Origin of the sequence: Rhodopseudomonas palustris (genome assembly GCF_003226555.1) — a bacterium.
Classification (GTDB): domain Bacteria; phylum Pseudomonadota; class Alphaproteobacteria; order Rhizobiales; family Xanthobacteraceae; genus Rhodopseudomonas; species Rhodopseudomonas palustris_I.
The window spans coordinates 131,327-146,525 of sequence record NZ_QKQS01000012.1 but is presented as its reverse complement, the minus strand read 5'-3'; the positions used below and the strand labels follow the sequence as shown (position 1 = coordinate 146,525).

Genomic DNA, 15,199 nt, shown 5'->3' with positions numbered 1-15,199 from the left:
CTCACATCCGGGGCGCCGCCTTTGCAAAGGGTGGCGCCCCTTTTTTGTTTGCAAGGCGCGCGCTGATCGGAAAGCCTCGCTACTTGAACGATTTGTCACTTTGGATTCAGGGCCGAAATGTCTAGTTTGCGGGCATGACAGACCTTCAACAGCATCGCCGCCGGGACGTGATCCGTGACCGCCTTCGGTAAACTGATCCGAACCACCGCGTTTCGGCTGACGCTGGTCTATCTGTTCCTGTTCGGGCTTTTCGCGGCCTCGCTGGTGGCGTACTTCGCCTGGACCACGCGCACGCTGATCACCGATCAGATCACCACCACGGTCGATGCCGAGATTGCCGAGATCAACGACATCTACGGCCGCCGCGGCCTGCGTGGCGTGGTGTTCACGCTCGAGAATCGCGCGCTGCGGCCCGGCGCCAATCTCTATCTCGTCACCACGCCGGCAGGGCAGGCGGTCGCCGGCAATGTTGGCGCGCTGGCGCCGGGGGTGATGAGCAAGCTCGGCTGGAGCGAGACGTTCTATCGCCGGCTCGACGATCAGGAGCGATCCAACCATCGGGCGCTGGTCCGCGTCACCGAATTGTCCAGCGGTTTTCGTCTCCTGGTCGGCCGCGATTTGGAAGAGCGGCGGCGGCTCAACAAGGTGGTGCGCTCGGCGGCGCAATGGTCGGTGCTGATCGTCGTCGTGCTCGGCCTCGGCGGCGGCGTGTTCGCGGCACGCCGCGTGCTGCGCCGGATCGACGCGATGACCGGCACCACGCAGCGGATCATGGCCGGCGATCTGTCGGGGCGGCTGCCGGTGGGCCGCAGCGGCGACGAGCTCGACCGTCTGGCGGAAAATCTCAACGCGATGCTGGAGCGGATCGAAGCCCTGATGTCGGGCATGAAGGAAGTCTCCGACAACATCGCGCACGATCTGAAGACGCCGCTGACGCGGCTGCGCAACCGCGCCGAGGAGGCGCTGGCGCGCGCCTCCAGCGAGACCGACTATCGCGCGGCGCTGGAGCGCACGATCGAAGAATCCGACGGCCTGATCCGCACCTTCAACGCGCTGCTGATGATCGCTCGCGCCGAGGCCGGCTACGCCAGCGGCGACATGAGCGACTTCGATGTCGCCGAGATCGCGCGCGACATCCATGAACTGTACGAGCCGCTCGCTGAAGACAATGCGCTCAGCCTGCAGGTCGAAACGGTCGCCACGCCGGTGCGCGGCAATCGGGAATTGATCAGCCAGGCGCTCGCCAATCTGGTCGAGAACGCGATCAAGTACGGCAAGGCGCAGCCGCCGGCCGACGGCAGCAATGATGGTGCCCCGGCGACCGTGTTGATCGAGGCGCGGCGCGACGGCGACCAGGTGCTGCTCAGCGTCACCGACCACGGCATCGGCATTCCGGAAGGCGATCGCAAGCACGCGATCGAGCGCTTCGTCCGGCTCGAGGCCAGCCGCACGATGCCGGGCTCCGGGCTCGGTCTCAGCCTCGCTTCGGCGGTGGCGCGGCTGCACGGCGGCGAACTGCGACTTGCCGACGCGGACCCCGGTTTGCGCGCCACGCTTGCAATTCCGGCGCGCACGGGCGAAGGACAGGCCTCCGCAACGACTCTCGAACCGGCGCCGGCATGATTTCTTCCGCGATCGACGCGGACCTCGACCAGACCGCTTTGGCTGCGCGCTTTTGCGCCGGACCGTGCCTGTACGATCCCGTGCTGGCGGCGGAGCGGTGGGCCGGCTGGCTTGGCGATCTCGTGCCGGAACAGGCCGGTGCGATCACTGCGCTCGGCACAGCCTTCCCGGATCTGCAGACCGCGTTGCAGTCGATCGCGGAGGCCTCGCCGTATCTGTTCGATCTGATCCGGGCCGATCCGGTGCGGCTGCTGCGCGTGCTGCGCGGCGATCCGGAGCAGAGGCTGGCGAAGCTCCTCGAAGATGCCGAGACGCTCGTCGCGGCCGCGTCGACCGAAGACGAGGTGATGGCGGCGCTGCGCCGACTGAAGGCCGAGGCGGCACTGCTGATCGCGCTGTGCGACATCGGCGGGATCTGGCCGGTGATGCAGGTGACGCAGGCGCTCACCGATCTGGCCGGCCGCTCGGTGCAGATGGCGCTGCGCTTCCTGTTGCGCCAGGAGGCCGGCCGCGGCCGGATCGTGCCGCCCAATCCCGACTGCCCGGAGCAGGGCTCCGGCCTGATCGTGCTGGCGATGGGCAAGATGGGCGCCGGCGAATTGAACTATTCCAGCGACATCGACCTGATCGTGTTCTACGAGCTCGATGCGCCGACGCTCGCGCCCGACATCGAGCCGCAGCCGTTCTTCGTCCGCGTCACCCAGGGGCTCAGCCGGATCCTGCAGCAGCGCCGCGGCGACGGCTACGTGTTCCGCGTCGACCTGCGGCTGCGGCCCGATCCGGCCTCGACGCCGGTCGCGCTGTCGACGCTGTCGGCGCTCGATTACTACGAGCGCGAGGGGCGCACCTGGGAACGCGCCGCGATGATCAAGGCGCGGCCGTGCGCCGGCGATCTCGTCGCCGGCGAAGCGTTGCTGTCGGAGATCGCGCCGTTCGTCTGGCGTAAGCATCTGGACTTCGCCGCGCTCGCCGACGTTCACGACATGAAGCGGCAGATGCAGACCTATCGCGGCCAGACCGAGATTGCGGTCGAAGGCCACAACGTCAAGGTCGGCCGCGGCGGCATCCGCGAGATCGAGTTTTTCGCCCAGACCCAGCAACTGATCGCCGGCGGACGCCACCCCGAACTACGCGTGCGGCCGACCCTGGAAGCGCTGGAGATTCTGGCGTCGCGCAACTGGATCACCCATCAGGCGCGCGACGAGCTGGCTGAGGCGTATCTGTTCCTGCGCAAGGTCGAGCACCGGGTGCAGATGATCGCCGACGAGCAGACCCACGCGCTGCCCGACACCGTCGAGGCGATCGAACGGTTCTCGCGTTTCCTCGGCTACGACAGCCGGGAAGCCTTCGCGCGCGATCTGGTCGGCTATCTCGAGCGCGTGCAGGGGCATTACGCCAAGCTGTTCGAGGGCGATCCGACCGGCACCGCGAAGCTGCCGCCGGTCGATTACGGCGCCGGGCCCGAAGACACCCGGCTGCTCGATCACCTGCTGTCGCTCGGCTACAAGAAGCCGCTGATGATCGCCACGACGCTGCAGCAATGGATGGCCGGTGGCTACCGTGTGCTCAAGATCGAAACCACACAGCGTGCGTTCCGCGACTTCGTGCCGGCGCTGATCGAGGAATTGGCGCGCGCCGAACAGCCGGACGATGCCGTCAACGCGTTCGATCGCCTGCTGCAGGCGCTGCACCGCGGCGGCCGGCTGATCTCGCTGCTCAGCCAGAACCGCGAACTGCTGACCCTGGTGGCGCTGGTGCTCGGCGCTGCGCCGCGGCTCGGCGACATGCTGGCGCGGCAGCCGCAGATCCTCGACGGGCTGATCGATCCGCGGTTCTTCGGCGCGATGCCGGATCAGGCCGAGCTGTCGGCGCGGTTGGCGGTGACGTTGTCGGACGCCGGCTCTTACGAGGAGTTTCTCGATCGGCTGCGGCTGTTCGGGCAGGAGAGCCTGTTCTTGATCGGCACGCGGATTTTGTCCGGCACGGTCCCGACCCAGCAGGCGGCGGTGGCGTTCGCCGACGTCGCAGAGGGCATCGTCGGCACCGTACACGGCCTCGTCAGCGAGCAGTTCTCCTCGACCTACGGACGGGTCAAGGATCAGCAGACCGCGATCCTGGCGATGGGCAAGCTCGGCAGCCGCGAGATGACGGCGTCGTCCGATCTCGATCTGATCCTGATCTACGATTTCGACGACGATCAACCCGACAGCGACGGCGAACGCTCGCTGCACGGCGCGCAGTACTTCGCGCGGTTCACCCAGCGGCTGATCTCCGCTTTCACCACGCGGACCAATTACGGCGTGCTGTACGACGTCGATATGCGGCTGCGGCCGTCGGGCCGCGCCGGCCCGGTGGCGTCGCGGCTCGATGCATTCGCCGCCTACCAGGAACAGGAAGCCTGGACCTGGGAGCATCTGGCGCTGACGCGCGCGCGGGTGATTTCGGCACCGCCGGAGTTCCGCCGCAGGATCGAGCAGGTGATCCGCGCGGTGCTGACGCGGCCGCGCGATGCGGCGATCATCGCCAACGACGTCGCCGAGATGCGCCGGGCGATCGCCGAGGAGAAGGGCGAGGACGACGTCTGGGACCTGAAATACGCCGCCGGCGGCATGGTCGATATCGACTTCATCGCGCAGTATCTGCAGCTCGTGCACGCGCACGAAGCGCCGGACATCCTTCACGTCAACACGCTCGCCGCGCTCGACAACGCGACCCGGCTCGGCTTCCTGGCACAGGCCGATGCCGAGGTGTTGCGGCCCGCGGCGCGGCTGTATCAGGACCTGACGCAGATCCTGAGGCTGTGCGTCAGCGAGAAGTTCACGCCCGACACCGCCGGCGACGATCTGTTGCGGGTGCTGGTCCGGGCCGGCGACGCGCCGGACTTCTCGTCGCTGCAGGCGCGGGTGAAGGAAACCCAGACCGAGGTCCGCGCGATCTTCAACCGCCTGATCGGCGGCGAGGGCGCATAGCGAGCGGCGTCGCGATCCGCGGCGCGATGGCTGCTTGGTCGTCCAGCCGGGGTGTGATTACTTCGCTGCTTCGGCGCCGGCGGCCGGCAGCTGTTCGCAATCCATCGAATACACCAGCTTGCCGCTGGCGGTGTGGCCGATCGGCTGGCAGCCGGTCACGCTATCGCTGGCCGGCGCCGCCATGGAGCTGCGCGCTTCCGCCGGCGCCTCGTCCTGCTTGGTCATGACGATGTAGCCGATGCCGACCGCTGCACCGACGATCGCCAGTCGAAACATCCAAACCGAGATCTGGTGGAAGGCGGCACTGAAATCCAAGGCCGGGCTCCTCGCGTCAATGGCTGCCTCGCTCTTACACGCCGGCTTCGCGCGCGGACAAGCCGGATCTTTGGCTAGCTCAGCCGGTCTGCAGCAGCGGATCGCGCGCCACGGCCGTCCACCATTGCTGCACCACCGCCGGGCTGGTGAGCTGGATCGCGGCGGAGGCGTCGAGCTGGGTCTTGCGATAGGCGCTGGCGGTGACGCCGAACCGGGCGCGGAACGAGCGGCTGAAATGCGCCTCGCTCTTGAAGCCGAGATCGGCGGCGAGGCGGGACAGCCGCCGCGTCTCCAGCGGATCGGCGAGCGCCGCCTGCACCGCGAGCAGCCGGCGCTCCTGGACATAACGCATCACCCCACCGCGATCGGCGAATAGCCGGTACAGCGAGGCGCGCGACACATCGAGCTGCTGCGCCAGCCAGTCGGGCGACAGCTCCGGGAGCGCGAGATTGTCGCGGATCAGCGCTTCGCTGAGCGCCAGGATGGTCTCGTCGGCGCCGCGCTGCGGGGCGAGATCCGCCTCGGCGGTCGGCGCCAGCAGCCGGCGCAGGAAATCGGCAGTCTCCGCCACCGTCGTCGCCACGTCGGCCTCGGTGAGCTGCGCGCTGCGTTCCTGCAGCGAGCGGATGTAGGCCGCCAGCAGATCGTTGCGCAGCGGATCGAGTTTCGGCTTGAGCGCGTGCAACGGAAGCCCTGCGAGCAGCTTGCGCGGCACGATCAGGCACATCGTGTTCGATGCGAAGGCGCGGGTCGAGATCGGGCAGGCAAGATCGATCAGCGCGACCTTGCCCGGGCCGATGACGGTCTGCTGCCGCGTCACCTCGCCGTTGAATCCGCCGGAAACGTAGAGGTGCAGCAGCAGGTGATCCGGCGTTGCCGCGATGCGTTGGCTGTCGCGGACGAAATCCTGGGCGTTGAAAGCCACCTTGGCGACCACCAGGTCGCCGATGATGATGCCGGAGGCCGACCCGGTCGGCGTCTTCCGGCTCGGCCCGCAGGGCCGCGGCTCGAATAGCGGCGAGATCACCGCACGCCAGGTCGCGAACGCGTTGGCCTCGTCCAGGCCGGAGGTCACGTAATAGAGTCGGGGAAGGGACGCCATCGGGTCGATTGATCTTCAAGCCGGCTCGGTCACGCCGTCGGTATTGCGCTACGCCTTGCGGCCAAGTGCTTTCAGCTTAGCGGTTTTTTTCGAAGAAGACGATTCGTTCGGGCGCCGCCAGCAGCCGGACGCGGTAGCGATGTAATGCGCGTTCCGCGTGTGCCCGAGCTGAGGCGATTTGGTGGCGGCCGCGGTCGCTGCATTCGGTTCTGAGACGCAAGGTCAAAGGAAAGCGCCACCGTCAACCTGAATCCGGCCGCTCCACTCTGTCGCGACGCATCAGCAGCGATCTAGAACTACGCGAACACCGGGCGGCGTGTTCGTTAGTTCGCCGACCGGAGACCAACGGAAGACCGAGCATGCGCAGCCGAGGCGCCTGCCTGGACAGGAAGGGGAAGTCCGTGAGCACAGTGGGGCGTTTTCGTCATCTCTCGTCGTTGCTGTTGTGTACGACGTTTCTTGTCAGCGCTCCGATGTCGGCCGCGTTGTACGCGGCGGAGTCTCCCGCAAAGGCGAAGTCGATCGCCAAGACCGCATTGTCGTCCGAGATGAAGGCGCAGTTCGCCGAAGCGATGCGGCAGGGCGAACGCGCGCTGATCGCGCAAGCTTACGACAGCACCTATCGCGATCCCAGGCTGCGCGACGCGGTGGTGCGTCACGTCTCGACGTTGGCGCCGGCGGCGCTGCGCGATGTCACCACCGCGGCTGATCTCGGCGTGCTCACATCCGGTGAGCGGATGGTGCTCGCGCCGAATGCCGCCCAGGTGCTGGCGACCCGCACCGCTTCCGCCTCGGGACTGACGGCGTCGTCGTATCAGAACGTTGCGATGGCGACCAACAATTCGCCGAACCTGCCGAGCCCGATGCCGTCCCAGCTCGAGCAGACCTGGAACCTCGACCTGATCGGCGCGCAGGGCGCCTACAATCGCGGATTCACCGGTGCCGGCGTCACCGTGACGGTGGCGGATACCGGGTTCGACACCACCAATGCGGGCCTCGTCAACAAGCTGCGCACCGGTCTCGGCAAGAACTACGTCGTCGAGATCGGCAAGGCGTTCGATCCGAACGACCTTTCGCCCGAAAGCGCGCAGAAGACCGACATCCACGGCTCGCACGTCGCCGGCATTATCGCGGCCGAGAAGTTCGACAATGTCGACGCGCACGGCGTCGCCTACGATGCCAGCATCATTCCGCTGCGCGCGATCACCGAGAAGGGCTACACGACGTACGGGAACGTCGATGCGTCCGCGCTGGCGCTGAATTACTTCGCCGGCCTGAGCGGGACGATGGTGTACAACGCCAGCTACGGCCCGAACTCCGACGGTCTGACCAATCTGCAGCAATGGACCGTCGGCAACGTCGACGACGAAGCCAATGCCGCGTTCAATGTCCTCAAAGCCGGCAAGATCATCGTCGCCGCGGCCGGCAACGACCGGATCGACAATCCGGTCGCTGCCCGCAACGCCAACGGCATTGCGCTGATGCCGTTCTTCAATCCGGCGCATGCCGGGCTCGGTGTCTACGACGATCAGGGACAGCAGCTCGACGGAACTGCGCTGCAACATCAGCAGGGGCAGATCATCTCGGTGATGTCTGTCGGCATCACCAAGGCGGCTGCGTCCTATTCGAATCTCTGCGGCGTGACCGCGAGCTGGTGCGTGGCTGCGCCCGGCGGCGACGATGCAACGGGCGCGCTGGTGTATTCGACGGTTCCGGTGAACACCTACGGGTTCGCGCAAGGCACCTCGATGGCGGCGCCGACGGTGTCGGGCGCGATCGCGGTGCTGATCCAGGCCAATCCGAGCTACAACGCGCAGGACCTGTCGCGCCTGTTGTTTTCGACCACCGAGGATCTCGGCGCGCCCGGCGTCGATGCCGTGTTCGGCTATGGCCTGATCCGGCTCGATCGCGCCACCGACGGCCCGACCACTCTGGCGGCCAACGCCGTAGAGTCGGTGGCCGCCGACCAGACCACCTATTGGAGCCGACTGCTGACCACGCAAGGGGACTTTTCCAAGGTCGGCGCCGGCATCCTGACGATCTCCGGCCGCACCGACGCCGGCGGCAATGTGTTCGCCCAGCTCGGCACGCTCGCGGTCGACGGCACGCTGACGATGGCGGCGGGCCACCGGCTCGACGTCGCACAGCCAGCGACACTGGCCGGTTTCGGCACCGTGGCCGGCGACACCGTCATCGCCGGCACGCTGTCGCCCGGCAAGATGGCCAATATCGGGGATCTGGTGAGTAACAACGTGGTGCCAGCCGGCACCGTGCTGAACGGCAACTCGGTCGGCACGCTGACCTTCAACGGCAACGTCACGCTGACCTCGACGGCCAACACCAGGATCGACATCGACGGCTCGCTGATCGTGCCCGGCGGCCCCGGCACCTACGACAAGATCTACGTCACCGGCGCCGGCAACGTGTTCTATGCGGCCGGCACACTGACCCCGGTGTTGCGCGGCAGCGTCGGCACGGTCAGCAACTACACGCCGGCGATCGGCACCGAGTTCGCCTTTGTGCAGGCGAGCGACGGCGCCAGCACCGCGGGCAGCTTCTCCAAGCTGGAGCAGCCGACCTCGGGGCTGCCGGCCAACGGCCGCTTCGACCTGATCTACAACCCGACCTCGATCGCCCTGGTGGTGACGCCGTCGAGCTTCAGCCAGCTCGCCGAAGCCGACAGGCTGGGGCCGACACAGCAGTCGATCGCCCGCATCCTCGACAACAAGCGCACGGCCTCGGGCGTGCTGCCGAGCGCCAACCAGAAGGCGCTGTACGACGCGCTGTACAAGCTCGACACCCAGGCCGAATTCGACAAGGCGTTCGACCAGCTCGCCGGCCCCGGCCAGCCGGCGATGGCGAGCGCGCCGCTGCAGGCGTTCACCGGCTTCCTCGGGGCGATCGGCGATCGTCAGGACGCGCTGACCTCGGGCAGCGAGATCGGTCAGAACGGCACCGCGCAATCGTTCGCGCTGTCCTATGCGGGCCGCAACACGATGAGCGCCGGGACCAGTTCGGCGATGAACGCGTTCGCCAGCATCTCGCCGGCCGAGCGGGTGCAGGACGGCTGGTCGGTGTGGGGCCAGGGCTTCGGTCGCAACAGCCGGGTCGGCGACAGCGACGGTCTGTCGGGCTCGAAGGCGGTCAGCGCCGGCTTCGCGGTCGGCATCGATCGGCGACTGTCGAACAGCTTCAGCGCCGGCGGCGCGTTCGGTTATGCGCGCACCACGGCGACCAGCACCGACATGCAGGGCACGGTCGACACCTACGCGGGCGCTGCCTATGCGAGCTGGACGCCAGGGGCCGCTGTGATCGATTTCCGGATCGCGGCCGGTCCCAGCCAGATGGCCACCAGCCGCCAGATCCTGTTGTCGCCGACCAGCCTGCAGGGCAGCGCCAATGGCGTCGGCGTCGGCACCACGTTCGAAGCGGGCTACCGGTTCGCGATCGGGCACGACGTGACGCTGAAGCCGTTCGTCGGAATGACCTGGCAGGGCTTCCGCCGCGATGCCTACAGCGAAAGCCAGCTGCCGATCGGCCTCGTCTACGCGGCGCGGACCTACGACAAGCTGACCTCGACGGTCGGTGCCGCGGTGAGCGCGCGGCTGCGCACCACCGACGGCACGACGCTGGTGCCGGAGCTGAAGCTCGGCTGGGGTCACGATCTGCGCGACACCACGCTGGTGAGCGAGGCCGCGCTGCTCGACGAAGCGTTCCTGGTCGATGCGGCGCAGCCCGGCCGCGACGCCGCGCTGGTGAGCGCTAAGCTGTCCGGCTGGCGCAGCGAGACGTTCCGGATGTTCGCGGCCTATAGCGGCGAATATCGCAGCAACGCCACCAGCCACCAGGTCTCGGCCGGCGCCCGCGTCAACTGGTAAGCGCAGGTCGTAGAGCTTCACGCGAAGCCCCGGTTCTGAGCGATCAGAACCGGGGCTTGTTTTTGTGCGTGGGCTGGGGGCCGGCTGACGGCATTGACCAGAACAGCTCGGGATTCCGGGCTCGCGAGCTTTCGCTCGCGCCCCGGAATGACGAGCAGGTTGATAGCTCAGACTCACAGCGAGTCATTCCGGGGCGCGCGCAGCGCGAACCCGGAATCTCTCTTCTTCGACGGACGTACGTGTCGAAGTCGAGCAGCGCAGACGACGGTGCGAGAAATCAGGCGGCGAGGCGGCGTTGTCGGCAGGCGCGGGGCAGGCTCACCATCACCACGGTGCCTTCGCCGAGCGTCGAGCGCAGGCGCATTGCGCCGCCGTGCAGATTAACCAGCGACTTGGCGATCGCAAGACCCAGGCCGGAGCCGTGGTAGGTCTTGCTGAGCTGGCTCTCGACCTGCTCGAAGGGTTGGCCGAGCCGGCGCAGCGATTGCGGCGGAATGCCGATCCCGGTGTCGGCGATCATCAGCACGATTCGTTCGCCGGCGATCCGGCCCCGCACCGTGACGCGGCCGGCGTCGGGCGTGAACTTCACTGCGTTCGACAGCAGATTGATCAGGATCTGCTTGATGGCGCGGCGGTCGGCGACGATCGGGATCCGGTCGCCGATCTCCGAGCGCAGATCGAGGTGCTTGTGCTCGGCGCGGCCGGCCACGACTTTCAGCGACTCGCCGATGGTCTTGGCGAGGTCGAGCGGCTCCATCTCCAGCCGCATCCGTCCGGCTTCGATCTTCGACATGTCGAGGATATCGTTGATCACTTCCAGCAGGTAGTGACCGCTGGTCATGATGTCGTGGCAGTATTCCTGGTACTTCTCCGAGCCCAGCGTGCCGAACATGCCGCTGCCCATGATCTCCGAGAAGCCGATGATGGCGTTGAGCGGCGTGCGCAGTTCGTGGCTCATATTGGCCAGGAACTTCGACTTGGTCTGGTTGGCTTCTTCGGCGCGGGTTTTCTCGATCGAGTATTTGTGCGCGAGCTCTTCGAGCTCCCTGGTCTTCTTCTCGAGCTGCGCCTGGCTGAGTTTCAGATCCGCGACGGTCGCGCGCAGCCGCAGGTCGTTGTCGACCAGCTTCTGTTCGTGCGCTTTGATCCGGGTGATGTCGGTGCCGACCGCGACGTAGCCGCCGTCCTTGGTGCGGCGTTCGCTGATGTGCAGCCAGTTGCCGTCGTCGAGCTGGGCTTCGAAGGTGCGGGCGCCGGGGGCGACGCCGCCATTGTCGCATAGCCGGGTGCGGAGTTGCGGCATCCGGCCGACTTCGAGGATGGTCTCGTAGGAGGTGCCGGCCTCGACCGCCGAATCCGGCAGCTTGTGCAGCCGCTGGAAGTGCGAATTGCACAGCACCAGGCGGTTCTCCGAATCCCACAGCACGAACGCTTCGGGAATAGTCTCGATCGCGTCGCGCAGCCGCAGATCGGCCTCGACCGTACGCTCGGCGAGACTCTTCTGTTCGGTGATGTCGACGGCGATGCCGATCAGATGCTTGTCGGTGGAGTCGGCTTCCTGGGTCAGCTCGCAGCGCATCCGCAGCCAGATCCAGTGACCTTGCGCGTGCCGCATCCGGAAACTGTGGTCGATGTGATCGACACGGCCGTCCATCAGTTCGTCGGCGATCGCGAACAGGTCGATGTCGTCGCCCTCGACCAACGCGTTGACCTCGCCGAAGGTCAACAGGTCGTTGCGGCTCTCGAGCCCGAGCAGCGTGAACATCGATTGCGACCAGAAGATCCGGCCGCGGCCGAGATCCCAGTCCCACAGGCCGCAGCGGCCACGGTTGAGCGCGGTGTCGATGCGGCTGCGCACCGCGTCGTTGATCAGGTCGCCTTCGCGGGCGCGGGTCGACTGCCAATGGAAGGCGAAGCCGAGAATCAGCACCACGAATCCGGTGGTCGCCGACAGCGTCACCTGCAGCGCGGTGTCGGACCTGAGGAGCGAGCCGGTGTCCTCCTGAATGACCACGACCTGGCCGGGCAGTGACTTCACCACATGCATCGTCGCCAGCGCAGAGCTGCCGCCGGGAAGCACGATCTCGGTGACGATGTTCTGCTGACCGGATTTGGTCAGTGATGCAGCGCCGAGGACTTCGAGAAACCGGTTGTCGACTCCGGCCGGGCTACCGACCGGCAGCCGCGCGAGAATCCGCTGATCGGCGCTGGTGACGATGATGTGCCGACCGGCCGCGATGCCCCACGACGGGATCAGGCCGGACAGCAGATTCTGCAGACGTTCGATCGAGGCGGGGCGATCCAGCCGAACCACGCCGATGTGCTCGAGCCGCTCGGCGAGCAGGTCGGCAAGCGCGCTGAGGTCGCGGTTCAGGGCACCGCGCTTCTGCTTGCTCTGTTCGATGATCTGAACGGCGGCGCCGAAGAAAATGGTGACGAGAAATGCGATGATCAGCAGCGGGACTGCCCGTCGCAAAATCGGCTCTGCATTGAGCAGGCGATGATACGCGGGTTTAGCGATCGACTGCGCCAATCCTTTGATCGAATCGGATTGAGCGCAGGCGTCCGCCGCCTGCACGCGCGCCATACGTGGCCCCCACCAAGTATTCGTCTGCCTCCGCTCGAAGCAGCGAGCGCCGTTCGAATCACGATTAGGATTTGAATCGACTTTTAGCGGGCTGTCGAGAGTCAACGAATCCGGCGATCGGAAAAATCCTTATCCAAAGGTGAATCGCGCCGACATTTTTTCGTGAGTCGAGTCCGAAACAAGAACGGCCGCAGCCGGTGCGGCCGTTTCGGACTCAATCGGCGTTCGGCGGCTCGGCGTGACTGATCACGCGCTTCACGCTGGGGAATTCGGCCCGCAGCCGACGCTCGATCTCGTCGACGTGATCGTGCACGGCGATCACGCTCATCGACGGATCGGCGTAACAGTGGAAGTTGACGATCTCGCCGGCCTCGGTGCCGCGGACGCGGACGCTGTGGACGTCGTGGATCGCGCCGTTGCTCGTCAGATTGTGCAATGCCGTGCGGATCTCTGCGACGCGTGCCGGCGCGGCGTCGAATCCTTGCGGCAGTTCCGGCTCCAGCGGCTCGATGTGCGTGTCCACCTCGACGTCGGTGCCGAACTCGTCGCGGATGTGATCCTCGAGCCGGTGCGCGATGTCGTGGGCGTCGATCAGCGGCATGTCGCCGTCGACCTCAAGATCGATGCTGACGATCAGCTTGTGGCCGAGATCGTGCACCGTGACGTGATGCACGGCGAGGCCGGAATTGCGTGCGATCACCATGATGCGTTCGCGCACGCTTTCATTGTCGCGCGCCACGGGAATCGCCGTGAAGGTGAGGTCGGCGTCGCCGAACTCCGCGGTGAGCGACTCCTGCGCCTTGCGATTGATCTCGTCGATGCGGTCGATCGGGTAGGTGCGTGGCACCTCGACCAGGGCGTCGATGAAATGCGTCGGGCCCACCATGCGGGCGCGCAGCCGCTCGATGCCGACGACGCCCGGCACGGCGGTGATGACGTCGCGCGCCTTCTGCGACACGCCGTCCGGCGCGCGGTCGAGCAGAGTCTGAATGGTGGAGCGGCCGAGCCGCAGTCCGAGGATCGAGACGATCACCGCAACGCCGATCGCCGCGGCGGCGTCGCCCCAGGCGAAGCCGAAGGCCGACAAGCTGAGGCCGGCGATCACCGCGAACGAGCTGAGTACGTCGGAGCCGAAATGCAGGGCGTCGGCGGCGAGCGCCTGGCTCTTGGTCGCCACCGCGGTCCGGTGCAGCGCCCAGGCGCGCCACAGATTGACGACGATGTCGACGCCGAGAATGGCGAAGGCGAGATACGAGAAGGTCGGCGGCGCCGAGCCTTCGCGCAGCCGGCTGTAGGCTTCGACCAGGATGCCTCCGGCCAGAACATAGAGCAGGGCGATCACGCCGAGTGCCGACAGACTCTCGATCTTGCCGTGGCCGTAGTGATGCGCGTCGTCCGCCGGGCGATCCGAAATCCGCACCACGAACCAAGTGATGATGGTGGCGACCAGATCGATCGAGCTGTGCAGGGCCTCGGAGATCAGCGCCAGCGAACCGATGGCGATGCCGATGGCGAATTTCGCCGCGGCCATGGTGGCACTCGCCACGACGGAGACCGCGGCCACGCGCGATTTGGTGCTGGCGACGTTGTTCATGGCGGGGGATTTAGCAGCCTCGTGCGACGCCGAAAAGGCGCGAGGTCCGTTACCCGGTGGGCAACGGTTAGCTCAAAGCAACTGCGAATTAGTCTCAGTCAAGAAGCGGCGCGAGCGGCCCAAAACCGCTCAGATCGTCACCACGATCTTGCCGAGGTGGCGGTTGGCTTCCATATGGGCGAACGCCGCCCCGATCTCGGCGAACGCAAACACCTTGTCGACCGGGAGCTTCAAGCTGCGCGCTTCGACCGCCGGCCAGATGTCGCCTCGGACCTGACGGAAGATCTCACGGATTTCCTCAATGCTGCGGCTGCGGAAAGTGACGCCGATATAGTCGATCCGCCGGGCCGCGTGCAGATCGAAATTGAACTCGGCGTGGGTGCCGCCGAGCCGGCCGACATTGACGATGCGGCCGAGCACGCGGGTGGCGGCGAGGTTCTGGTTGGCGACCTTGCCGGAGATCTGGTCGATGACGAGGTCGACGCCGGCCCCGCCGGTGGCGGCGAGCACCTGATCGACCCAGCCGTCGCCGGCGGAGTCGATTGCGAGATCAGCGCCGAACTCATGCAACGTGTCGCGCCTGCCCTTGTCGGTCGACGAGCCGATCACCTGGCGGGCGCCCTTGAGCTTGGCGATCTGCATCGCCATCAGCCCGACGCCGGAACTGGCGCCTTGCACCAGCACCGACTGGCCGGAGCGCAGCTTGCCGATCGCCATCACCGCATTGTGCATCGTGGTGAGGGCAACGGGGAGGGTGGCGGCCTCTTCGAAGCTCATGCCGTCCGGGATCGGCAGCAGCCGGCCGTGATCGGCGAGGGCGTATTCGGCGAACGCGCCGGCGGTGGAGCCCATCACCCGGTCGCCAACCTTGCAGCCATAGGCTTCGTCGCCGACCGCTTCGATCTCGCCGGCGAACTCCATGCCGAGCACCGCGCCGACGCCGCCTGCGGCGCCGTGCGCGTGGCCCTTGGTCATGCCGAGGTCGGCGCGGTTGAGCCCGCAGGCGCGGACCCGGATCAGGACTTGTGGACCTTTCGGTGCCGGCTTGTCGACTTCGGTGATGGCGGCGCCGGCGGCGCCGTAGACATAGGCTTTCATCACAAGCTCGTCCTGTTCTCGCGGCGCCGACCC

At 66.8% G+C, this 15,199-nt stretch carries 8 protein-coding genes; 3 read left to right on the top strand and 5 right to left on the bottom strand.

Annotated elements, in window-relative coordinates; genetic code table 11:
* Positions 1 to 174: 174 nt before the first annotated feature.
* Both DNX69_RS07305 and DNX69_RS07300 read left to right on the top strand, forming a co-directional pair.
* Positions 175 to 1,623, top strand: coding sequence for a sensor histidine kinase (locus tag DNX69_RS07305; RefSeq protein ID WP_110785353.1), 1,449 nt, complete (start codon positions 175 to 177; stop codon positions 1,621 to 1,623).
* Positions 1,620 to 4,592 (top strand): bifunctional [glutamine synthetase] adenylyltransferase/[glutamine synthetase]-adenylyl-L-tyrosine phosphorylase, encoded by a 2,973-nt coding sequence (locus DNX69_RS07300; RefSeq protein ID WP_110785352.1) that lies wholly within the window; start codon positions 1,620 to 1,622, stop codon positions 4,590 to 4,592. Before DNX69_RS07305 ends, DNX69_RS07300 begins: the two co-directional genes overlap by 4 nt.
* A gap of 57 nt (positions 4,593 to 4,649) precedes the next feature.
* Here DNX69_RS07300 and DNX69_RS07295 read toward each other — a convergent pair whose 3' ends face one another.
* Positions 4,650 to 4,907 carry a hypothetical protein gene (locus tag DNX69_RS07295; RefSeq protein WP_110785351.1) on the bottom strand — a complete coding sequence of 86 codons (258 nt, stop codon included), beginning with the start codon at positions 4,905 to 4,907 and terminating at the stop codon, positions 4,650 to 4,652.
* Positions 4,908 to 4,986: 79 nt separating this feature from the next.
* On the bottom strand, positions 4,987 to 6,009 hold the full coding sequence (locus DNX69_RS07290) for a helix-turn-helix domain-containing protein (protein WP_110785350.1): 1,023 nt from the start codon (positions 6,007 to 6,009) through the stop codon (positions 4,987 to 4,989).
* 473 nt (positions 6,010 to 6,482) lie between these two features.
* On the opposite strand from DNX69_RS07290, the gene DNX69_RS07285 reads away from it, so the two are divergent.
* A complete protein-coding gene (locus DNX69_RS07285) occupies positions 6,483 to 9,887 on the top strand; it encodes an autotransporter domain-containing protein (RefSeq protein ID WP_234826888.1) in 3,405 nt (1,134 codons plus the stop codon).
* Positions 9,888 to 10,164: 277 nt separating this feature from the next.
* Here DNX69_RS07285 and DNX69_RS07280 read toward each other — a convergent pair whose 3' ends face one another.
* From DNX69_RS07280 to DNX69_RS07270, 3 genes are all read right to left on the bottom strand, one after another.
* The gene (locus DNX69_RS07280) at positions 10,165 to 12,474 is read right to left on the bottom strand and encodes a PAS domain-containing sensor histidine kinase (protein ID WP_110785349.1); all 2,310 of its coding nucleotides are present in this window, start codon (positions 12,472 to 12,474) and stop codon (positions 10,165 to 10,167) included.
* Positions 12,475 to 12,688: 214 nt separating this feature from the next.
* Positions 12,689 to 14,068: a cation-efflux pump gene (locus DNX69_RS07275; protein WP_110785348.1), complete on the bottom strand. Its 1,380-nt coding sequence runs from the start codon at positions 14,066 to 14,068 to the stop codon at positions 12,689 to 12,691.
* A 129-nt stretch (positions 14,069 to 14,197) separates the two neighbouring features.
* A complete protein-coding gene (locus DNX69_RS07270; RefSeq protein ID WP_110785347.1) occupies positions 14,198 to 15,166 on the bottom strand; it encodes a zinc-binding dehydrogenase in 969 nt (322 codons plus the stop codon).
* Between the last annotated feature and the right edge of the window lie 33 nt (positions 15,167 to 15,199).

Excerpts from the sequence above, each read along its gene's own strand:
- DNX69_RS07300 (WP_110785352.1), top strand. The coding sequence starts at position 1,620 with ATGATTTCTTCCGCGATCGACGCGGACCTCGACCAGACCGCTTTGGCT.
- DNX69_RS07290 (WP_110785350.1), bottom strand. The coding sequence starts at position 6,009 with ATGGCGTCCCTTCCCCGACTCTATTACGTGACCTCCGGCCTGGACGAG.
- DNX69_RS07285 (WP_234826888.1), top strand. The coding sequence starts at position 6,483 with ATGTCGGCCGCGTTGTACGCGGCGGAGTCTCCCGCAAAGGCGAAGTCG.
- DNX69_RS07280 (WP_110785349.1), bottom strand. The coding sequence starts at position 12,474 with ATGGCGCGCGTGCAGGCGGCGGACGCCTGCGCTCAATCCGATTCGATC.
- DNX69_RS07275 (WP_110785348.1), bottom strand. The coding sequence starts at position 14,068 with ATGAACAACGTCGCCAGCACCAAATCGCGCGTGGCCGCGGTCTCCGTC.
- DNX69_RS07270 (WP_110785347.1), bottom strand. The coding sequence starts at position 15,166 with ATGAAAGCCTATGTCTACGGCGCCGCCGGCGCCGCCATCACCGAAGTC.